The sequence below is a fragment of the Paraburkholderia sp. MM5482-R2 genome (genome assembly GCF_050436125.1).
In the GTDB taxonomy this organism is placed as follows: domain Bacteria; phylum Pseudomonadota; class Gammaproteobacteria; order Burkholderiales; family Burkholderiaceae; genus Paraburkholderia; species Paraburkholderia tuberum.
Map to the genome: position 1 here is coordinate 143,535 of NZ_JBNDLP010000001.1, position 21,587 is coordinate 165,121.

General features: G+C 57.4%; 18 protein-coding genes and 3 pseudogenes. 4 read left to right on the forward strand and 17 right to left on the reverse strand.

Features of this window, described 5'->3' with window-relative positions; genetic code table 11:
- Nucleotides 1–57: 57 nt before the first annotated feature.
- The 4 genes from OKW37_RS00530 to OKW37_RS00545 all read right to left on the reverse strand — a co-directional run bounded on the left by OKW37_RS00530 (nt 58) and on the right by OKW37_RS00545 (nt 5,031).
- Nucleotides 58–1,242 (reverse strand): porin, encoded by a 1,185-nt coding sequence (locus OKW37_RS00530; RefSeq protein WP_429401356.1) that lies wholly within the window; start codon nt 1,240–1,242, stop codon nt 58–60.
- A gap of 77 nt (nt 1,243–1,319) precedes the next feature.
- Nucleotides 1,320–2,663 (reverse strand): MFS transporter, encoded by a 1,344-nt coding sequence (locus OKW37_RS00535; RefSeq protein ID WP_429401358.1) that lies wholly within the window; start codon nt 2,661–2,663, stop codon nt 1,320–1,322.
- 52 nt (nt 2,664–2,715) lie between these two features.
- Nucleotides 2,716–4,002: a Rieske 2Fe-2S domain-containing protein gene (locus OKW37_RS00540; RefSeq protein WP_429401360.1), complete on the reverse strand. Its 1,287-nt coding sequence runs from the start codon at nt 4,000–4,002 to the stop codon at nt 2,716–2,718.
- A gap of 78 nt (nt 4,003–4,080) precedes the next feature.
- Entirely contained in the window at nt 4,081–5,031 is a 951-nt protein-coding gene (locus tag OKW37_RS00545) for a PDR/VanB family oxidoreductase (protein WP_429401362.1), read from the reverse strand.
- 103 nt (nt 5,032–5,134) lie between these two features.
- Between OKW37_RS00545 and OKW37_RS00550 the strand changes: the two genes are divergently transcribed.
- Nucleotides 5,135–6,106 (forward strand): LysR family transcriptional regulator, encoded by a 972-nt coding sequence (locus OKW37_RS00550; protein ID WP_429401364.1) that lies wholly within the window; start codon nt 5,135–5,137, stop codon nt 6,104–6,106.
- A 358-nt stretch (nt 6,107–6,464) separates the two neighbouring features.
- On the opposite strand, the gene OKW37_RS00555 is transcribed toward OKW37_RS00550, so the two are convergent.
- The gene (locus tag OKW37_RS00555) at nt 6,465–7,664 is read right to left on the reverse strand and encodes an acetyl-CoA C-acyltransferase (protein WP_429401366.1); all 1,200 of its coding nucleotides are present in this window, start codon (nt 7,662–7,664) and stop codon (nt 6,465–6,467) included.
- Between the two features lie 261 nt (nt 7,665–7,925).
- On the reverse strand, nt 7,926–8,684 hold the full coding sequence (locus OKW37_RS00560) for a 3-hydroxyacyl-CoA dehydrogenase (protein WP_429401368.1): 759 nt from the start codon (nt 8,682–8,684) through the stop codon (nt 7,926–7,928).
- Nucleotides 8,685–8,789: 105 nt separating this feature from the next.
- On the opposite strand from OKW37_RS00560, the gene OKW37_RS00565 reads away from it, so the two are divergent.
- Both OKW37_RS00565 and OKW37_RS00570 read left to right on the forward strand, forming a co-directional pair.
- Nucleotides 8,790–9,569 (forward strand): IclR family transcriptional regulator, encoded by a 780-nt coding sequence (locus OKW37_RS00565; RefSeq protein WP_429401370.1) that lies wholly within the window; start codon nt 8,790–8,792, stop codon nt 9,567–9,569.
- Between the two features lie 205 nt (nt 9,570–9,774).
- Nucleotides 9,775–10,149, forward strand: a pseudogene (locus OKW37_RS00570) (IS5 family transposase); the annotation flags it as partial.
- A 57-nt stretch (nt 10,150–10,206) separates the two neighbouring features.
- Here the strand turns inward: OKW37_RS00570 and OKW37_RS00575 are convergent.
- The 7 genes and pseudogenes from OKW37_RS00575 to OKW37_RS00605 all read right to left on the reverse strand — a co-directional run.
- Nucleotides 10,207–10,779 (reverse strand): annotated as a pseudogene (locus OKW37_RS00575) (IS6 family transposase); the annotation flags it as partial.
- Complete coding sequence (gene ltrA / locus OKW37_RS00580; RefSeq protein WP_429401014.1) at nt 10,775–12,028, reverse strand: group II intron reverse transcriptase/maturase; 1,254 nt, start codon at nt 12,026–12,028, stop codon at nt 10,775–10,777. The gene ltrA and the pseudogene OKW37_RS00575, both read right to left, overlap by 5 nt.
- 524 nt (nt 12,029–12,552) lie before the next feature.
- Nucleotides 12,553–12,795, reverse strand: a pseudogene (locus tag OKW37_RS00585) (IS6 family transposase); the annotation flags it as partial.
- Between the two features lie 476 nt (nt 12,796–13,271).
- Nucleotides 13,272–13,664, reverse strand: coding sequence for a MaoC family dehydratase (locus OKW37_RS00590; protein WP_429401727.1), 393 nt, complete (start codon nt 13,662–13,664; stop codon nt 13,272–13,274).
- A 34-nt stretch (nt 13,665–13,698) separates the two neighbouring features.
- Nucleotides 13,699–14,139 (reverse strand): MaoC family dehydratase N-terminal domain-containing protein, encoded by a 441-nt coding sequence (locus OKW37_RS00595; RefSeq protein ID WP_429401372.1) that lies wholly within the window; start codon nt 14,137–14,139, stop codon nt 13,699–13,701.
- Nucleotides 14,140–14,349: 210 nt separating this feature from the next.
- Entirely contained in the window at nt 14,350–15,063 is a 714-nt protein-coding gene (locus tag OKW37_RS00600) for an enoyl-CoA hydratase-related protein (protein WP_429401374.1), read from the reverse strand.
- Between the two features lie 145 nt (nt 15,064–15,208).
- On the reverse strand, nt 15,209–15,397 hold the full coding sequence (locus tag OKW37_RS00605; RefSeq protein ID WP_429401376.1) for a zinc-binding dehydrogenase: 189 nt from the start codon (nt 15,395–15,397) through the stop codon (nt 15,209–15,211).
- A gap of 181 nt (nt 15,398–15,578) precedes the next feature.
- On the opposite strand from OKW37_RS00605, the gene OKW37_RS00610 reads away from it, so the two are divergent.
- Nucleotides 15,579–16,571 carry an IS5 family transposase gene (locus tag OKW37_RS00610; RefSeq protein WP_090812378.1) on the forward strand — a complete coding sequence of 331 codons (993 nt, stop codon included), beginning with the start codon at nt 15,579–15,581 and terminating at the stop codon, nt 16,569–16,571.
- Nucleotides 16,572–16,690: 119 nt separating this feature from the next.
- Here the strand turns inward: OKW37_RS00610 and OKW37_RS00615 are convergent, their stop codons facing one another.
- The 4 genes from OKW37_RS00615 to OKW37_RS00630 all read right to left on the reverse strand — a co-directional run bounded on the left by OKW37_RS00615 (nt 16,691) and on the right by OKW37_RS00630 (nt 21,473).
- Nucleotides 16,691–17,431, reverse strand: coding sequence for a zinc-binding dehydrogenase (locus tag OKW37_RS00615; protein WP_429401378.1), 741 nt, complete (start codon nt 17,429–17,431; stop codon nt 16,691–16,693).
- A gap of 186 nt (nt 17,432–17,617) precedes the next feature.
- Entirely contained in the window at nt 17,618–18,775 is a 1,158-nt protein-coding gene (locus OKW37_RS00620; RefSeq protein ID WP_429401380.1) for an acyl-CoA dehydrogenase family protein, read from the reverse strand.
- A gap of 63 nt (nt 18,776–18,838) precedes the next feature.
- A complete protein-coding gene (locus tag OKW37_RS00625; protein WP_429401382.1) occupies nt 18,839–20,374 on the reverse strand; it encodes an acyl-CoA synthetase in 1,536 nt (511 codons plus the stop codon).
- A 46-nt stretch (nt 20,375–20,420) separates the two neighbouring features.
- Entirely contained in the window at nt 20,421–21,473 is a 1,053-nt protein-coding gene (locus OKW37_RS00630; protein WP_429401384.1) for an NADPH:quinone oxidoreductase family protein, read from the reverse strand.
- Nucleotides 21,474–21,587 lie beyond the last annotated feature (114 nt).

A 21,587-nucleotide genomic window follows, 5' to 3' on the forward strand; every position in this document is an offset into this window, starting at 1 on the left:
CTGCATCGGAGTACAGCGCAGGCCCTCTCTATGAGGTTCAAAGCTTGTTGTCAAAGGTTAGAACTTATGACGCAGGCCCGTCCCAACCACAATCTGCGTGTGCGCGCCAGCGCCAGCTGGACCTCCTACATTTGTCAGCGATGCGACCTCTGCGTCGCCGGCTGCGCGCTGTCCAATCGCAACGAGATAAACATCTGTCGCTTTCGAAAGGGCGTAATCGGCTGCAAGATCGATCTGGTGCCAGTGCGGCGCGTTTCCTGAGGCATATGCCCGCGTGCTATTGCCGCCCTCTCCGCGACCGTTTGTGAAGACGTACTCGGCACTCAATCTCACCGACGGCGTGAAGAAATACGACGCATTGATTTCATAATTGTCCAGTTTGAGAAGCGTCTGATCGACGTAACGCAGGGCTACATGACTGTAAACTACTCCTATATCGAGACTTCCGACCTTGTAAAGCGCCCCCGCTGCTAGAATCTGCTGTCGCGATACCGGAGCTTGGTAGAATAGGCTGGTGTTCAATCCGTAGTCTCCAGCAACAGCCCCCGCACTGTTCCCGCTGGTTGAGCCAGTTGCGTAGGGGTTGGAAACCTGCGTGTAGGTAACCGCGACCCTTGCTGGGCCGAACTCGTAGCGAACGCCGACACTCATTGCCCGGTTGTTGGCAAAGCCATCGCCCGGAGCTCCTCCCGCTTGATTGCTGAAGCCGTAGAGGCCGCTCACGCGCAGTCCAGAAATCTGTGGTGTCTCATACTGCACCGCGTTATTAATCCGATAAGTCGCATAGAGTCCGTCTGCGTCCCCTACATGAGAACCCCATTGGCCTGCGAAGCGAATCGCACCGGTCATGTCGCCGACGTATTGGAAGCCAAGCTCGTACTGGCGTCCAAGAGTAAGAGTGCCCGCGTTTTTGTTCGAGAGTCCGACATAAGCTTGACGACCAAAGAGCCGACCGCCTTGTAGCATGGTGCCATTGGTTACGTTAAATCCACCTTCCAGTCTGAAGATCGCTCTTGTCCCTCCGCCGAGATCCTCGAAACCCAGAAGGCCCCAACGACTTGACGATTGTTCGCCATTGACGAGTTCAAAAACATGTTGGCCGGGCTTCTTTACACTTGTTGACACCGAGTTCACGTATGCCAGACTGGCGTCAACTATTCCATAAAGGGTTACTGAGCTTTGCGCATAAGCACCCGTACAGAGAGTGCTAGTTGCCAGAATCGCCGCATATCGCTTATACATGTCTCCTCCATTTAATGTATGTCTATTTGTGTTTCTAATCGCGCACTGAAATATCCCTATGTCTAATATGTCCTCCTCTAACGTTCCGCCGCTGGCCGTTGGGCGAGGCTGTGCATCGAAAACAAGACAAGGCTCGCGGAGAATAGGACAACAGCCACCACACTCAGTCCCGACGAGAACGTATGCGTGAGATCATGGAGGCGACCGACAACTATCGGCATCGTTGCTCCTCCTGCGCTTCCCAACATACCAATTAAACCCATCGCTGCCGGTGCCATCTCGCGGCTTAAGATAGATTGCGGAATAGACCAGAAGATCGCCTGACTTGCATAGACTCCGACATTGGCTACTCCGAATCCTACGATAACCAGGACGACCGAACTTCCAGTTCCCGCGATAAGAAATCCGATAGCTGCGAGTGCCGTCGCTAGGGCGGTGTGCTTGAATCGGCTGCCTTTTCGGTCTGACCACGTGCTCATGAGAAGCATTCCGACTAGACCAATCACCGGGGGAATTGACGTTAGCATTCCGATGGACATAGATCGAAAGCCAAAGCCGTGGATAATTTGGGGGAGCCAATAGGCCAGCGATGTCAATCCGCAAAATATGGCGAAGTTACAGAGCCCGAGCAACAGCACGACGGGATCCGTTACGGCTCGTCGGATGCCCGTTTTGAAAACCGTCGTTGTCGCTTTTTCGTCTCGAGAAAGAGCATTCTGAAGGACTTCTCGTTCGCCTGCGCTAAGCCACGAAGCATCCGAAGGACGGTTTGTCAAATAGAACGCGCCAACGAAACCGAGCAGGATTGAAGGTAGGCCCTCGAGCAAGAATAACCAGCGCCACCCGGAGATTCCCGCGACACCATCAAGAGACAGGATCGCACCAGAAATTAAGGCAGAGATGACGTACGAGGTTGGAATCGCGAGGTTGAACATCGCGTTGTAGCGTGCCCGGTATCGCTCGGGGAACCAGAAGCTGAGATAAAGCATAACGCCAGGAAACAGACCGGCCTCAGCCATTCCAAGCAACGCCCTTAAGGCGTAGAAGCTAAACGGACCTTGGGCGCATGCCATGAGCATCGTGGCGGCACCCCACAAGATTGCGATCCGTGTTAGCGTTGCACGGGCTCCGATCCTTGCCAGCAGCAAGTTACTCGGCACCTCGAAGAGGGAGTAGGTCACGAACATAACTCCTACTCCAATGCCGAAGGTCTCAGCGGAGAGGCCAATTGCTTTATTCATGGAAAGAGCGGCAAACGAGATATTGCCCCGGTCCATGATTGAGCAAAAGTAGAGCGCCATCAAATACCACATCAGCCGTCGCCCAACCTTCCGAGTGACCTGCTCCTCTGCTAGTAGGCAATTGCTTGTGCTCAAACTGCCCGGCTCATAGCTGCCGGTCACGTTGTTTGTTGTTTGCATGTCTCCCACCTTGTCTCGTTCGTCAAGCGGGTCAACTTTTCGCCGCAAGCGTTCAGAGCGCTTCCGACGTGGGTTTGGGGGCGCGGGCTCCGTTGGTCAGTTCGGTCGAGTGTTCCGGGTCGGCTTCCGAGTCGATTACGGCGGAAGTGGCACGGACTCTGTAGAGTTCCGGGTCGATCGAAGCAGCCGGCGGACGCCCGTCGCGTGCGAAGTCTCGGGCCTCTTCCATAAGTCGTCGGCGCATTGCAACGACGGCACGGTCGCTTGTTCCCAGGTGCTCGCGGGAACGATCCACAACTGGTCCGGCGGTTTCGGTAACCATTGCGTCTTGTGCACGGATGCCGGCGATGCCTGTGAAGGAAATGGTCTTCTGTTTTTGCCGGTCGATAAGATAGTCATTATCCAGTCGCTCGACCGGTACCGTCGTGCCCGGTAGGACCTTGCGATGAGAATTCTCTCCGTTACGCCAAAGTTCGAGTTCCTCGGCTGCGATCGGTTGGTCAGTCCGGAAAGTCACGCAAATGACCCAGCAGTGATGGTCATCCCGCGGCACCCACATACGGGTCAACTGCGCATCGCCCGGTCGGGGCGGAATCATTGTGTAGAAAGGCAGAACAAACTGGTTAAGTCGCCAATATCGCTTGCCAGGACTAACATCTCGTGAGCTACCTGCGATGAACCCCGCGTGGGTATTTTGGATACTCCACTTGGGCGCCGTATCGTCTCGAAAAAAGCGTCCTGTCAGTGCCCGGTCGTCTTCGTTTACTTCACTGACGTTTCGGTGCAGAAAGCCAACGTGCGCGCCGTCGAGTTCGCCCTCCATTGCTTGGGCGTAGTTGCACTCTTGCTCCCAACGTGAGACGTAGCGGTGGGTTTCTGGAATGTCCATCCACTCAAATGAGGGAAGCGCGGAAACCGCGTCCCGATGTCCCATATATACCCATAGAATGGACCCTGCGACCTTTGAGGGGTAAGCAACCGCCTTTACGCGACTCTTCATCGGACTGTTGGCAGGTTCGCTTGGCATATCCAGTACATTGCCGTTTGTGTCGAACTTCCAGCCGTGGTAGACGCAGCGCAAACCGCACTCTTCGTTGCGTCCGAAGAAAAGGCTGGCCCCGCGATGAGGGCAGTTCTCTTCGAGAACGCCGATTTCCCCATTCGTGTTTCTGAAAACCACCAGATCTTCACCAAGGAGCCTAAGTCGCTTCGGCGCTTCATCCGAATTTGGAACCTCGGCAATCGTCATCGCCGGAATCCAAAAGCAACGCATGAAGTCCCCCATGGGAGTATTCTTGTCCGTTCGGGTGAGCAGATCGTTATCCTCGGGCTTCAACATTTTTTACTCCGCTAATAGATGTAGTTTGTCCTGCGGCTATTAGGCAGCCGCACGAATGCTTAAAAGATTAAAATCTAATTAAAGATCGAGAGTCAGCGTCGGCGAGCACGCGCGTGAACAACAGAGCATCATGGCGCCTGCTTCACGCTCTTTTTCGCTCAGAAATTGATCGCGATGATCAGGCCGTCCCTCGAGAACCTTGACTTCGCAGGCGCCGCAGACGCCTGATTGACAGGAATAGGGGACATCGATCCCAGCAGATAAAACAGCGTCAAGAATCGACTGTTCAGCCGGAACGAGCAGATTTTTTCCTGATCTGGCGAGCTTCACGAGAACGGAGTTCTCGGCGTTTGGATCAGTGGCCGGGGGAGCAAAGTGCTCAATGTGGACGTGGCTTGCAGGCAGACGAGCGGTGGCAGTCTGGAAAGCTGCGAGCATTGGAGCGGGCCCACAACAGTAGATATGAGCGCCGTTGGGAAGGTCAGCGACTATTCGCTCGAGGTCGAGTCGTTTGCCTTCCTGCTCGTCATCGACGTGGAGCAGGACGTTGGAGTTGTGTCGTTCGAGCTCGTCAGCGAGAGCGGCTTCGCTTCGGGTCTGTACCGCGTACCAAAGAGTCCATGGTTGGCCTATCACCGCGAGACGTTGTGCCATACACCAAAGAGGGGTGATCCCTATTCCGCCCGCGACGAGTACTACATTCGTCGCGCGTTCTTCTAATGGAAAGCTGTTGCGCGGCGCGCCAATCTCGAACGTTGATCCCACTCGCGCGGCATCGTGAAGATACCGCGAACCGCCGCGGCCAGGATCACCGCGCTTAACAGCGATGCGATAGGTGCTTCCTGATGCGTATGGCTCGATCAAGGAGAACTGCCGGACCAATCCGTTCGGCAGTCTGACGTCGATGTGAGCACCTGCTGTGTAGGCTGGAAGCCTTTCGTCGTTCGGTCGTTTGAATTCGAACTCGTGGATGGTCGGGGAAAGCCGTTTGATTCCAGTCAGTATCGCGGGGAAAAAGTCAGACAACACGCCGTCTCCTGCTTAGATGGTTTTGAGGAAGTGTACGAAGTGGCGCGTCATTCATCAATGCGATAATATTGATTCGTGTTATTTCAAATTGAGATCAGATGCCGTGGAAAACCTCGACTTGTTGCTGCTCCGCGTGTTCGTGAACGTCTACGAAGAACGGAGCGTCCGGGCTGCGGCCATTGAGCTACATATGAGTCAACCAGGTCTGAGTACAGCGTTGGCGCGACTCCGCAAGATCCTCGCCGACCCGCTTTTCATTAAGACAGCGAGAGCGATGGAGCCCACTCAGCGCGCGCGGGACCTATATGAGCCGATCAAAGCCATCGTGACCAGTGTCGAAAACGACGTGCTGGCCACAAGGAAGTTCGATCCACTGGTAACGAACCGGGAATTTCGTATCGCGTTGTCGGACGTTGGTGAGGCGATATACATGCCGTTGGCGATTCAGGCGCTCAGTCTGGCCTCACCACACGCCACCCTGCGGACCGTTTCGGTTTCGCCGGACGAGATGCAAGAGGCGATGGGTAGCGGCGCTATTGATCTGGCAGCTGGCTATTTTCCGGACATTCGCGCCAACAGCTTCCTGCATCGGCGAATCAACGACCATTCGTTTGCATGTGTCATGCGACACGATCACCCGTTGCTCAGGGGAGTGCTGAGTCTCGAACGTTTCCTTGAAGCTCGACACGTGGTCGTGGAGGCCGCGGGGAGAAGTCAGGAAGTGCTCGAGAGTTTCTTTGCGCAGCAGCACCTGAACAGACCCGTTGGATTACGCACGCCGCATTTCATGAGCCTTCCCATGATCATCTCAGCCACGGATCTGATCGCGACCGTACCTCAGGCTCTCGCTGATTTCATGACAGGCCGTCATCACGGAATTGGCCAGGCTCGTCTACCGTTCACTCCGCCGACGTTCCAGTCGAACCTTTACTGGAGTAGGGCGATGAATCTCGACCCGGCAAATAGCTGGCTGAGGGAAGTCCTGTTTCCGGCGTTCCAGAACGTTCGCGCGAAGCATTACGAGAGAAACGGACGCGGCGGAGTCGAAAAGAAGAGAAGCGGTAGTAAGAAATAAATCGCTAGTTCCATCTCGAAAAAAGAGGGCGGCCATTCAGAAGACAAGAGATGCGTTGAGAGCATCGGGAATTACCGACTTTTGGGTTCCGCGACCCTGATTCGGAGTTCGGCGAGTCCCAGCTATCTCCCCGTCGGCGGCAACGGAAAAGCGGCGCACCCCTCTCAATTAGAAGCGCCTTCATCCGAGGAAGACGCTCCCGCGCAAGGGCTACACCGATGGTCAGCATGGCCTGTCGCAGTGGGCGTTTGCCCTTGCGATCAAATCAGCGCGTCTGCGTACAACGCGGCCTGCGTTGGCGGTCCGCCCGACACGTTGCCTTAGGGGGGCGCGGTCACAGCGATCGGTCGCTACAGGCTTAGCATAGCTCAACGGCTAACGCTGTCGCTTCTCCGCCGCCGATGCACAGGCTGGCCACGCCGCGCTTAAGGCGTGCGCGACGCAGCGCCCCGAGCAGAGTGGCGACGATACGCGCACCCGATGCACCGATCGGGTGGCCGAGCGCGCAGGCACCGCCGTGTACGTTTACCAACTCGTGCGGCAGCCTCAGCTCTTTCATCGCCGCCATTGTCACCACCGCGAAGGCCTCGTTGATTTCCCAGAGGTCGACCTCGGCGGTAGACCAACCGGCCTTGGCCAGCACCTTCTGAATAGCCCCCACGGGCGCGGTCGTGAACCAAGCTGGCTCCTGCGCATGCGTGGCGTGGCCGTAGATGACGGCCATTGGTACGAGACCGTGCTGCTCAGCGGTGGAGCGCTTCATAAGCACGAGCGACGCAGCGCCGTCAGAAATTGAGCTAGCGTTCGCCGCAGTGACGGTGCCGTCCTTCGAGAACGAGGGCTTGAGAGTCTGAATCTTGTCCAGCCGAGCCTTGAGCGGCTGCTCGTCTTGCAGAATCTCATGTTCACCGCCGCGGGAGGCCACGGTGACCGGGGCCAATTCCCAGTCGAACGCGCCGTCGCGTATGGCCTGCTGCGCGCGCTCGGTAGAAGCGATCGCGTAGGCATCTTGAGCAGTGCGGGTGAAGTCGTAGTGTTTCGCGCAGTCTTCAGCGAAGGTGCCCATCAGGCGGCCATTGGTGGCGGGCGAATAGTGGTCCTCAAGGCCATCGAAGAACATGTGGTCGATCAATTGGCCGTGACCCAATCGCTGGCCAGAGCGGCCCTTGGGTAGCAGGTACGGCGAATTAGTCATCGACTCCATCCCGCCCGCAACGACCACCTCGGCGCTACCGGCGACCAGGGCGTCGTGCGCGAGCATCAGTGCCCTCATGCCGGAGCCGCATACCTTGCTGATCGTGGTGCATCCGGCGCCCAGCGGAAGTCCGCCGCCAAGCGACGCTTGCCGCGCTGGCGCTTGGCCCAGACCGGCGGATAGCACGCAGCCCATCAGCACTTCGTCAACGACTTCGGGCACGATGCCGGACCGAGCCACTGCGGCGCGGATCGCGACTGCGCCTAGCTGTGGCGCGCTCATCGGCGCGAGATCGCCCTGGAAGCCACCTATCGGCGTGCGCGCTGCGCTGACGATGACGACGGGATCTACGGGAAGGGTCATATCAAGGTTCCTTTTTTGGTTTCTATGCCGATGGCCCCAGTGAGGCGGATGATTCCGCCCTTCGGATCGTCCGTATCGATAATGTGCACCGACCCTTCGAGAACAACCGGGGCCTAACTCTCGGCCGAACTCGACCCCCGCAGTCATGCGGCTAGATATCTCAGATGGTGCGCCAACATATCCCTCGGAAAGCCGAAGGTGGCGAACTGCCCAGCGCTGAAAGCGAACGGTCGGCGCAAACAAGATGGTGCGACTGGGGCGTCAGCGGGGAGCCAAGCGGATCGCGCCATCCAACCTGATTGTCTCGCCGTTGAGCATGTCGTTCTCGAAAATGTGAAGCGCCAGCTTCGCAAAGTCGGAAGGTGTACCGAGGCGCGACGGGAAAGGCACACTGGCGGCCAGTGCATCTTGCACTTCCTGGGGCATACCGAACAGCATGGGCGTGCCGAAGATGCCCGGAGCGATAGTCATGTTGCGGATACCGTTTCGAGCCAGGTCGCGTGCGATCGGCAGCGTCATACTCACGATGCCCCCCTTTGAGGCGCTGTAGGCAGCTTGACCGATTTGGCCGTCATAAGCGGCGACGCTGGCCGTAGAGATCATTGCACCGCGTTCGCCCGTTTGTTCCGGCTCATTCTTGCTCATGGCTTCTGCAGCCAATCGGATCATATTGAAGCTGCCCAGCAGATTTACGCGTAATGTCTTTTCGAATACCGACAGTCTGTGTGGACCATCGCGAACCACCGTCTTTTCGGCGGGGGCAATGCCTGCGCAATTCACCAAACCCATAAATTTACCGAGGGAGACTGCCTTATTCACCACAGCCTGACCGTCAACCTCCTCGCTAACGTTGCAGCGTACGAAAGCGCCTCCTAACTCTCGCGCCACAGCTTCACCCTTCTCCTCTTGGGTGTCTGCGATAACGATCTTTCCGCCCCAACTTGCCAACGCACGCGCGGTACCTTCTCCCAAACCCGATGCTCCGCCGGTGATGACGAATACCTTGCCAGAAATTTCCATTCTAGTTCTCCTGTGACTACAAGGTGCATGGCGTCCCAGTTGCGACGACCTGCACCGCTTTGGCAAAGATGCCATGACGGCGTCGACGCTGGTATCATGTATGTGATGGATAAGCCCCTCGTCAAGTCCGCGCAACGTGTGTTGCAGCTTCTGGAGTACTTCGCCCATGAGCAGCGGCGGGCGACCGTTGTGCAGGTGGCCACTGCGCTCGACTATCCTCAGTCGAGCGCCTCCATGTTGCTATCGACTCTGGAAGCACTGGGTTATTTGCGGTTCGAGCCATCTGATCGCACATACGCACCCACCCTGCGCGTGATGTTGTTGGGCTCTTGGCTGCAGGATGAACTCTTCGGTTCTGGCAGCCTGATATCTGCCATGAATGTGCTGCGTCAGCGAACTGGGGAAACAGTCATGGTTGGTCTTCGGCAGGGGATTCATGTCAGATTTATCCTTTCCTTGCACGGCCCTCGCTCGACCACGACTCACTACCCGGTGGGCGTTCTGAGACCTGTGTGCCGCTCTCCGGTTGGCAAGATATTGCTTTCCCAACTGTCAAATGCAGAGATACTTAGGATCGCCCGTAGCGCCAACGCCCAGGTTCAACGGTCAGACAGGGTTTACACCGGGGAACTAATGGTTGAGATTGCGGACATTCGTGAGAAGGGTTGGGCGCTCACAGTTGATTATCCAATGCCGGATCGCGCGACCTTGGCGATGGCGTTGCCCTCCATCGCGAATCAACCCGCCATGGCGCTAACGGTAGGTGGTCGAAAGGGGCGTATGTTGCAGAACCACGAGCGCTACGCTGCGGAATTGCGCCGTACCTGCGAAAACCTCTCCGCGCAACTTCACCCCGGCAGTTCCGGTCAGGACAATTCGCACTGAGACTTCATACGGCCTATCGGCACGTGCATGGGCCGCGGGCACGCCTACTCACAAGGACCGTTGTGACTTGGCGCAGGCTACCTTCGTTACGTGATCCGCTCGGCGCCGCGCTAGGTGGGCAGGCCGGATACATCGGAGAATTCAGGCAACTCTGATTAAGTCCACCGATTGTGCGCCTCAAGCGTTATAGAGCGCACAGGCAACGGAGGCGCTGTACGGCAGCACCATCCTGCGCCGCTTTATGGGCATCGACCTGGGCTGCGAAGCCGTGCCGGATGCGACGACGCTGCGCAAATTCCGACGCCTGCTTGAGACAAACAAACTGGGTGAACGACTCTTCGCCGAGATGGGTCGGGTGCTGCAAGCCAGCGGCATGAAGGTCAACAGCGGCACGATCGTAGACGCTACCTTGATCGCGGCAAAGAGTTCGACCAAGAACGAGCAGAAGGCGCGCGACCCCGAAATGCATCAGACGCGCAAAGGCAAGCAGTGGTATTTCCGCATGAAATTGCACATTGGAGTCGATAGCCAAAGCGGCCTGGCCCATAGCGCGGTGGTCACGCCGGCCAACGTGCACGACAAGGCGCTGTCAAGTTAAAAGACCGACGACAAGATGGCCGATAGGATTCGCCCTTGCTCAAAACGCGGGCGGATCTTGGGTGAGTTCAGTATAGCGATGCCATGCCTCAAAGCGCGCGGCGAGCTGCTTTCGATAGAGTGACGCCCGAAGCAGATGTCGTTTGATCGCGAAGTGTTGCCGGATCAGGCCGAAGCTCGACAGGAAAGTTTGAGTGCGATCGGGATCGCGAAAGCCTCGCATGCGCCGCTCGCGTTCACGAGTTGGCTGATGACTATTTTCGGCCCGGTTGTTCACCCGGGCACTGGCCTTGACGAAGACGTGTTTGACGGTGGCGAGCTCGGGTATTTCGGCCTTCGCCGCTGGATAGCTGCGCAACTGGTCGATCACGATCTTGCGCGGCACTTCGGGACACGAGGCAAGCACGCGCTTGAAAAAACGCTTGGCTGCAGCCTTGTCGCGACGCTTCTGCAGCAGTACATCGAGTTCGGCGCCGTGTTGATCGACTGCCCGCCACAGCAGGTATGGCTCGCCGCGCAGCGTCACGAACAGGTAAGTAGGCCCGGGGGATTTCACCCCGAGCCTCTCGCAGAACCGTGCGTAAACCTCGCGATTTACACGGCTCCCGTTATCCAACCTTTACCCCCAGAAACTGCCAGTGCACAAACTGTCGCGGGTACGCCTTCCTCATCTTGTGCAACCACTCGTCGCTACGCCGCTTATGCCGTCGTAGTGTTTTGTACTTGCACCGGGCCCAGCGTGCGAGCTTGCGGTCCAGATACCGACCGAGCCCCTGCATGGCCGTCCGATAGAAAGCCCCGTAATAGTTCCACCAACCACGTATCGTGGGATTGCATTGATCGGCCAGTTCGACCAGTGACCTGAACGTCTGACGAGGTAGCCGCCACCCCCGCACTGTCTGTCTCATCCGTTTCAGGGCATCACGACTCACGCCGGGCAGAAAGCTCGTTGAGAGCTGCCCAGACCTGGTCATCACCCTTCGCGGACGAAACAGGAAACCCAGAAATGTGAAGGTCACATTCGGGTAGGCTTGAGTACGGCTTCGGTCCCTGCAATACACGATGCCTGACTTTTCGGGATGCATCTCCAACCCGCATTCCGCCAGCCGCGAGGCAATGGCATGCATGACCTCCTGCGCCTGCGCCTCACTGCGGCAGTGGACCACCGCATCATCGGCATAACGCGCAAAGGGACATTGCGGGAGGTGTCGCTGCATCCATGTGTCAAGCGCATAGTGCATGAACAGATTCATCAGCATCGGGCTGACCACTCCGCCCTGGGGTGTACCGCGCACCCGTGGCAGTCTCGCTCCGTCCGCAGTCTCGAACGGCGCAGTCAGCCACCGCTCGATATACAGCAGGATCCAGTCCACCTTGATGTGCCTACGCACCGCCTTGAGCAGGAGGCCATGATCAATCTGATCGAATGCCGCCTTGATGTCAAACTCAACGACCCAGTCGTATTTCCAGCAGCGCTCACGCGTTACCGCAACCGCCTGTTTCGCCGATCTCCAAGGCCGGTACCCATAAGAATCTTCATGGAATATCGGCTCAAGTATCGGCTCGATCATGAGCTTGACAACCGTCTGGGCCACTCGATCTGACACGGTGGGCACGCCCAGCTTTCTGGTACCACCCTTGGCTTTCGGTATCTCAACCTGCTTCACCGGGGGCGGGAAATACGAACCCGACGACATCCGGTTCCACAACTTGTACAGATTGCCCGACAGGTGCTGCTCGAACATGGCGATCGTTTCATCGTCCACGCCTGCAGCACCCCGGTTGGCCCTCACCAGCTGATACGCTTCCCACACCGTGCGCTTCGCAATGCAATACGGTTTCGTTGAGGTCATGTCACTCATCCCCACCATGCAGGTTGGTGACCTTCGTCAACCGGATAACGCCACCCCTTCGCTCCACCCTCATTACAAGGGCTTCAGCACTACTACGGGCAGCTCCGCCCCTCGTTGCGGCATCGGTATTCTTCCTTATGGTGTCTGCCATTTGTCATTTCCCTTTGCATCCGCAACAAGGTTCTCACGTTCCGTACTGAAGCCTGTGTTGAGCTCATGCCGCCTTTACGCCGACTGCCATCAGGTCCGTAAGCAGGTCTCGTCCTGACTGATCCTGGAGCGACGAAGCGGCTCCAGTTTTGACAGCGCTTTAACACCTTAACGACGCGTCATCGAACGGTTTGCTTTCGCTCATCTTCTCAACACGTACCTGCCACCCTGATGGATGACTTTTCCGCGGTCGCTCACCACCACGCCTTTTGAACGCAGCAGCACCGGGCGGTTTGGAGCCTGCTCCTGCAAGCCGACTCCGGGAGGCCAACTCCCATCTTCAGTACAGCACCACAAGCTTTCGCTTGTGTTCGTGACACACCCTCGTCCAGATGCCATGTCCTGCCGGGGTTGCACCGAGCTGCTTTGACACGATGTGCGAAACCAGCGCCGAACTTCTCGCACCAGCGTCGAATCGTCTCATAGCTGACGGTCACTCCGCGCTCGAACAGTAACTCCTCGATGTCGCGCAGGCTTAGCTGGAACCTGGAATACCAGCGCACTGCGCAACTGATGACGACGCCCGGAAAGCGATGACGGTAGTAGAGCGGTTTCGAGTTCTTAATCGTCTCACTCTACCTGCAAATCCGGTTACCGTGACAATGCCTCGCGTACAGCTACGCCCTGGCAGACGACCGTGCGGCCGACTCGAAAATCAACATACACAAAATTTCGGTCGGCAGTATCTACAACCCGTACAAAACGTACGCAGCTCTAAGCGGCGGGGAACTTCGAGAAAATGAGCGGCGCGGGGCTTGGTCTGAATCCGATCACTGGAGCCTTTGAGAATTATGCGCAGTTGGCGTATGCCGGCACCTCAAATTCATCGACGCAGCTCCAGATTTCTGTAGGCATAAAGCACAACTTCTGATTGGGTGAGGTATTGTGCCGGAGGGGCGCGCAACGGTCAGTAGCCCACCCTCGCATTATGGCTGACTTGGAGCGTCACAAAGTGTATCGGAGGACTCGCCCGCCGAGCATCGCCTCGGCATATAGCGTCACCAGTGCTGCTCTCTCGCGCGATGTATTGCGGTGAGTTGATTCAGCAGGCGACTACGGCGTCGCCCACGACCCGTGGTTCGCCATACTGATTGGATGTCTGGACTTCCAAGCGCAGTCGGCACTCGCCCTCAGCCTTGAACTTCTCGATCACCCGTGCGGTACAGACGATTTGATGCCCGACATGGGTAATGCCCACGAAGCGCACGCTGAACTGCCGCAACTGGCGCTGATCGACCCATTCGGTGAGCAGCCGGCCGAGCCACGCCATCGAGAGCATGCCGTGCGCGAACACGTCTGGCATTCCGGCGCGGCGCGCATAGTCGATGTCGATATGCACGGGGTTGTGGTCGCCCGAGGCTCCAGCAAAGAGTGCAAGCATCTTGCGATCTACGGGCGGCAGTTTGATCGAGGTGAGCTGGTCGCCCACTTCCATTGCGTCGCATTCGATGGTCACGTGGGTTCTTCCTTCAGCTGTTCTGCTGCACAATCACGCTGCGCAGGTCTGCCACGTGCTCGTCGCGCTGGTTGCTCACGCGCGTTTCGCGCACGACGAATTCTAACGCGCCGTCCTTTTTTTGGTAGATGTCGGCAATACGCGGTTCGAACAGCAGCACATCGCCAGCGTAGGCGAGCTGGTGATACGTGAAGGACTGTTCGCCGTGCAGCATACGCGGCAGCTCTAGGCCAATCTCGTCGCGCCACGACGCGTCGGGTTGCTCGAACTCGAGCGAGAACAGAAACGTGGGCGGCAACAGGAGGCCCGTGTGGCCGGCGGCGCGTGCGGCGGACTCGTCGAAGTACAGTGGATTGGTCTCTCCGACCACCTTTGCGAACAAGCGTAGTTGAAACGCTTCTGCTGTCGCCCGAAAAGCGGGCAGTGTCCTACCGATGAATTGCCTGTCGATCATGTAATGACCTCCAGTCGATGGTGGTATATATGCCCGCGTGGACTTGCAAGCTGTGACGACGCCTGCGCATCCCAAAACCTGATTGCGCGCCAGCGTCTTGTCCCTGCCGACCGCTGGGCGTTCAAAGGGTCCCCGAGGCGCGCGCTCGTAGATGAGGTGATGACGCCAAGTTTAGTCCCGCCGTGTGGTGAGTATGAATTGGCTGCAGCGCTACTGTTGGCGCCAGGCATCCATAGCAGATTGATGCTCGGGGGTACTTCTGAGCGATTCAAGGACTTCGAGTTCGCGAATTAATAGATTCTCCGATATCGCAGCACTTGCTTCTCCTATAAGCCTCCGCGTGGCTCGGACGGCCGAAGCCGACATGCTTGCCAAGCGAACCGCTGCAGCTTTCGCGACCCGCGAGGTCTCCGTTGATGACCCACTCCCGACGACCAATCCTGTCGACACCAATTCCTTCGTCGAGACTTTTTCTCCTAGCAATAGCGCTCTTGCCGCCGTAGCCCGGCCCGCGAGCTGCGGGAGGAGGGCGCTTGCGCCAAACTCTGGTGAGAGGCCCAATGTGGAAAAGGGGAAGGACAGCCACGCATGATCTGCCATATAAACCAGATCAAAGTGCAGAAGCATTGTCGCTCCGATACCTACGGCCGGACCTTCCACTGCTGCGATGATTGGGCGCTCGCAATGAAAAATGCTGCGCATAAAGCGGAAAACAGAGCGCTCCTGTATCGGCAATGAAGTAACCACGTTCGCCAACTGACGCACGTCTTGCCCTGCACAGAAATACTCGCCTTCCGCCCGCACCAGCACCACAGACGCGCCGCCCTCCGCATTAGTTTCATTGAATGCCTCAGCCATCTGTTCATACATTTCGTTGGTCATGGCGTTGCGCTTTGATGCTCGGTCAATTACGATCTCGAGCACGTTCTCGTCCCGATGAAGGTGGATCATTTTAAGGTTAGGGTAAGTAGTGGAACGGCGGATTGCAGATCGACCTCACTGTCATGGACGACATAACCTTCTATTGAGTTCGATTCGACACTAGGTTCAAACGGCGACCTCGGATGCCTCAGATCAAATGATTCAAGGAGATGACTATTTTCGCTATCGAGGATCGGGACTGGAGCTTTGCCATCGCTTGTGGCACCTGAAGGAAGTCATATACCGAGGTCACCTTTGGCGCGACCTGCCCATTCTTCCATAGGTGAATGAGGTGCTTGAGATTGTTGCGCGCCGACAGCGGGCTCGGTTGTGACAAAGGTCTTCCAATCCACGCCGATAATTTTCCGGCCGTTCAAGAGAGCGAGGTTTAGGGGAATGCTCGGAATACCCGCGGTGAAACCTACGACTAGGGAAGCGCTGATTTATTCAGCTCGGTGGTCATCGTTGGCGTAGCTGAGGACGTTATAGAAGGCAACTCACGGAACAGACTCACACTGATGAAGAGGCAGATCGGCTTCGCCGAAGCGGAAATTGCAGGCAAGAAGCGAGTGACGAGGCGCCAACGCTTCCTCGCCGAGATGGAGAAGGTCGTTCCGTGGCAGCGCTTGCTGTCGGCAATCGAGCCGCACTATCCGAAGGGCACGCGAGGCCGCCCGCCGATTGGCCTGGAGCGAATGCTGCGAATCTACTTCCTGCAACAGTGGTACGGGCTGTCGGACGAAGGACTGGAAGACGCGCTGTATGACAGCATCGCGCTGCGAGCCTTCGCCGGCATCGATCTGGCAGTTGAGAACGTGCCTGATGCGACCACGCTGTTGAAATTCCGGCGCCTGCTGATCGAACACGAACTGACACGGAAGTTGTTCGACGAGATTGGCATCTCGCTGTGCGAGCGTGGGCTGATGATGAAGGAAGGCACGCTGGTTGACGCAACGATCATTGAAGCGCCGCCGTCGACCAAGAACGCCGGGAAGAGTCGTGACCCGGAAATGCATCAGACGAAGAAGGGAAACGAATGGCACTTTGGAATGAAAGCCCACATTGGCGTCGATGCCGATTCGGGCCTGATCCACAGTGTGGTTGGCACATCGGCCAACGTGTCGGATGTATCGCAAGCGCATGCCCTGCTGCACGGACATGAAGAGCAGGCGTTCGCCGACGCGGGCTACATTGGCGTAGACAAGCGCGAGGAAATGGCGGGCAAGACCGTGAAGTGGCACGTCGCTGCCAAGCGGGGAAAGATCAAGGCGATGCAGGACGGGGCGCTGAAGAACCTGGTGATCGCGGTCGAGCGAACCAAGGCGCAGATCCGGTCGCGGGTTGAGCATCCATTCCATATCGTCAAGAACCTGTTTCACCATCGCAAGACGCGATACAAGGGCTTGGCCAAGAACACCGCGCAACTGTTCAGCCTGTTCGCTCTTGCGAATCTGGTGATTGCGCGAAATCTGTCGCGATCGGTCCATGGGAGCAATCCGTCATGCGTATAAAAAATGCGAGCAGGGAGCCTCGTTTGCGCGTCCAATTCACCGAGTTGAGCATCGATTCGCTTCGTCATCCGGAAAATTCGACGGCATCTCGTCTGCAACTTGGGCAGTTGGTCCATTGATCAGCGCTTCCCTAGGTGACGGCCTAATGGACCTAAACTGCGCAATGCGGGCTCTGAGTAGTTGCCACCAACGGGATCTAGCACGACGTCGGCCCCTCCAGCACCCGTAAGGCCCTTAAGTTCTGCACTCAGGGATTTTTTCTGCTCACTGGATACAAGGTCGGCAGGACAGACGAGCCCGTCTTCCGCCCCGCAAGCAAGTGCGAATTGAACCTTCTCGTGCGTAGAAGCGGCGACCACGACGCGTGCCCCAAAGGCTTTTCCCAACTCGATGGCAGCGGAGCCGACGCCGCCCCCGGCGCCTAGTATGAGAAGAGTCTCTCCAGCGACGAGGCCACCCGCGTTTCGCAGCGCGTGGTAGGCGGTGGCATAGGCGAAGAAAAATGCAGCGGCGTCTGTGCGCGGCATATCGGCAGGAATTCGTTCACACCGGTCTGCGGCAACCACAACGAACTCTGCCATCGCTCCATAAACGGTGCGCCCCACAACGACATCCCCAGCCCGGAATCCGGTTGTACTTGGGGCGACCTCCAGCACCTGACAACAGAATTCACCGCCGGGGATAAATGGGCGCTCTGGGCGTACCTGATAGCGATCCCTTAGCAGCAGGACATCCGGATAATTGACGCCGACTGCCTCTACTCGCACCAAAATTTTTCCGGCTTCGAGCGCGGGCGGTGCCGCGTCCACAAGAGCCAAGCTTTCCGCCCCACCCGCCGTCCGACTGAGCCATGCTTTCATGCGCTCCTCCAAGACATCATCACTCTATCGCTACAAAGATGCTCCGACGCTGGTCGCACACGCCCGTACCTGCGTTATGGATCTGCTCGATATAGACATAGTCGTCAAAATCGAGGGCTCGCCCGGCGATTCGGGCGAAGCAGACTCTATTGCGTTATTCGAAAAGCGCTGTGGACGTCGCAGTCTTCACTTCGTCTTGCCCAAGATTTCACGTGCCATCACAATCTTCATGATCTCTGTCGAGCCCTCCATTTGCTTGCACATACGCAGGTGGTTATAGAAGTCACCGAACGGATATTCGTCGATCGCCAAGCCACGACCTCCAAGGATTTGCATGCAACGATCCACTACGCGAAGGCCGGCGTCGATGCAGTACCCCTTGACCATCGATGCTTGCTGTCGTGCAGTGGAATAGCCACCACGGTCCACCATCCAGGCTGCGTAATAAGTATTCCAGCGAATCGATTCCATGTCGTACTGGTTGTCGGTAAGCATCCATTGGATTGCCTGGTTGTCGCCGAGCTTGCCGCCGAACACCTCACGTGTCGTCGCATATTCGACCGCCAGCTGTTGACTTCTTTCTGAAACGCCGAGTGCCAGGCCGCCCAACCGCAGGCGGAAACGGTTGAACTGATGCTGAGCGATTTCGAATCCAGCGCCTTCCTCACCGAGCAGGTTTTCGGCTGGCACGATGACGTTCTCCAGCTTGACTTCCTGCTCGATACCCCATGTGCGCGATAGCACGGGGATGTCGCGCGTCTTTTCAAAGCCAGGCGTATCGTTGTCGACAAGAAAGATACTGATACCGCGATAGCCTTTCGAACCGTCCGTCACTGCGGCCACGGCGGTGTATGAGGCCCCGTGGTGTCCCGTCCGCCACATCTTCGTCCCATTGATGACCCAATGATCGCCTTTCCGGATGGCAGTCGTTCGAATCCTAGCAAGATCCGAGCCGGCTTCCGGCTCAGTGAAGCACATCGACCAACCCGTTTTTCCTTCTAAAACAGGGTAGAGATACTTCTCCTTGATGGGTTCGCGAGCCTTGTACATGACCGGCCAAGGCGCAAAGGGCCCTCCCGGCATCTTGCGGGGTGACTTCGAAAACTCAGTGAGGACGATCACGTCCTCCATGGCCCCGAGCCCCTGGCCACCGTATTCCTTGGGAACAGTCAGTTTGCTCAAGCCGTAGTCGCTGAGCTTCTTCTTCAAACTTGCGGTCAACTCGAGGCTGTACTCAGCAGGGCTGACAGGCCACTCTCGGTAGTAGGGGAACACCTCGGTCTCAATGAAACTCCGCGCGCGGCGTTGCAGATCGAGTTGGGATTCGGTCAGTTCAAAGTTCATGTCGATGTTGAAATAGGAAATTGCTTGAGAAGAATTGTCGTCGGTTCTTTAGATCCTTACGCTTTAGGCTTTCGATGCAGTCCGGTATCGATCGCGAATCAGCCGCTTCAACAGCTTGCCCGTGTCCGAGCGGGGAAGCTCCGTCGCAAAATCGACCGATCGAGGACATTTGATATGTGACAGGCGTTGGCGGCAATGGTCCAGTAGAACTGAGGCGGTTGCCTCAGTGCCTGCGTCCGGATCTTTCAGTTCTACGACCGCCTTGACCTCTTCGCCGAACTCCGGATTAGGCACGCCGATGACAGCGACGTCATGCACCAGAGGATGCTCCAACAGCACGTTCTCTGCTTCCTGTGGGTAGATGTTGACGCCGCCGGAGATGATCACGTTGGCGCGACGGTCTGTGAGATAAAGAAACCCATCGTTGTCGACGTGGCCGATGTCGCCGAGCGTTGCCCACCCGTGGGGCGAGTGAGCTTCCGCGGTCTTCAGCGGATCATTGTGGTATGAGAATCGTGGGCCTCCTTCAAAGCACACAAGGCCATCCACACCGGGTGCACATTCCTCCCAATCGGCATTCACGATGTGCAGATTTCCTTCCACCGCTTGCCCCACCGAACCTGGATGTGAAAGCCAATCGTGCGGCGAGATCACGGTCGCCCCGGCACGCTCAGACCCGTTGTAATACTCCCAGACAATGGGGCCCCACCAATCGATAATTCGCCGCTTGATTTCCACCGGGCAAGGAGCAGCGGCGTGCAGCGCAAACTGGTGGCTCGACAGGTCAAACGCTTGCCGCGTCTGTGAGTCCAGGTTGAGCATGCGAACGAACATGGTGGGAACCCACTGGGAATGAGTGACGCGAAATTTCTCGATCACGGATAGAGCCCTTTCCGGATCGAACTTCACCATGCTCACAACGGTCCCACCTTGGGTAATGCTGCGGATCGAGAAGCGCAACGGAGCAGCGTGGTATAGCGGAGCCGGGGACAGATAAACACTGTGGTCGTCCAGCTTGAAGAAAGATACCCAGCCGCCACTGCTAAGCGTCTGTTCCATTCCCTGGTCGCCCGACAAAGCGTGACGAATGCCCTTTGGTCTGCCTGTCGTGCCCGAGGAGTACGCGAAATCAATTCCCGTGGCGCGTTTGGGCAAGGCAGGCACCGGCCCTTCCGAGACAGTTCTTGTAAAGGTCTGTTCCCCGTCTACTTTGGAGGCGTCAATTTCGATGACCTGCATCTGCGATAACAGGTCGTTTGACAGTCCTCCGACCGTCGCGGCGAAGCGGGCTTCCGTGAAGAGTATTTTTGCGTCCGAGTCACGCAAGATGTACTCCAACTCGGCCGACGTCAAATGAGTGCTCACCGGGACGTAGTAGAGACCGGCACGTCGCGCGCCAAAGCAGATGTCAAAATACTCAAGCCGATTGCCCAAGAGGATGGCGATTGCATCGCCTTGCTCAAGCCTGGTAGCCAGAGAACTTGCGAGGCGCGCAGAGCGCTCGTGCAATTCGACGTATGTGGTCATTTGGCCGGACTCTGCGATGATTGCGGCGGCTTTCCCGGGATGTCTTTGTGCTAGATGTGTGAGCGTAGTCATTGATCAAATTGGTGGATGCAGCAGAGAACAGGAACCCGACGCGGCGTTACGCCTCATCGATCGTGACGACAATTTTTCCGCGCGCGGTGCGCGATTCGAGACAAGCAATCGCTTCGGACGCCGCGGAAAACGGAAACCGCTCTGTGATGTGAGGATGGAGCAGTCCGTCCTGCCACATCCTGAGGAGGGTTTGCATGTTGCGTGTGTTTTTGGCTGATTCCTCTTGGATGAACATCCGCCAATCGACGCCGATGATGTGACTGCGTTTGAGGAGCGCCAGGTTGAGCGGCACGCGCGGGATACCCGCAGTGAATCCCACTACAAGGTGACGGCCCTGCCGCGCCAGGCTGCGCAAAGCGGGTTCTGTATAGGCTCCGCCAACCGGATCGAGAACTACGTCAGCGCCTGAAGGAAGCAGTTTCTTCAGTTCAGCCGCCAGCGCCTTCTGACCGTCGCCCACTTGGGGTGTCGCGTCATAAACGAGACCCCCTATGGCACCGCGAGAGATCGCGAATCCGAGCTTTTCCGCAGAGGATGCCCCTGCCATAACGTGTGCTCCGAGGGCTCGTCCCACCTCGACTGCGGCCGCCCCTACGCCTCCTGCTGCGCCGAGGACGAGCAAGGTCTCGCCTGCGCGCAATTTGCCCGAATCGTGCAGTGCGTGGTATGCCGTCGCATAGGCAAACTGAAATGCAGCCGCTTCGGCCGTCGGCAGGTCCGGCGGAATCTTGATGCAGCGCTCCTGGGACAAGGCTAGGTACTCTGACATCGCGCCCCAACCGCACCGTCCGATCACAACGTCACCGGGTGCGAACCGAGTCACTCCAGTCCCAATGCTCTCCACGACGCCGCAGAATTCGCTTCCCGGTACGAGCGGTCGCTCAGGCTTGACTTGGTACAAGTCCCTTATCAGCAAGCTGTCCGGAAAATTCACACCCACCGCTTGAATTCGAACCAGCAGTTCTTCAGCGGAAGGTGAAGGAGTCGGCCATTGCTCTAAGACAAGCGTTTCAGGGCCGCCCGGTTCTCGACTTACCCAAACTTTCATTTCACACTCACTCTTGTTCGCCCAGTCGATTTGGATGAAGCGATTAACCAAGGCCCCGTAACGCGTCTGGTCGCATCGCGTCACTTTGGAAGGGTCACGGACGCTCGAGGCGATCTGCTAAAAGACCCGGATAGGGGCACATTTTCAGTTTCGCCCACAGTCAGC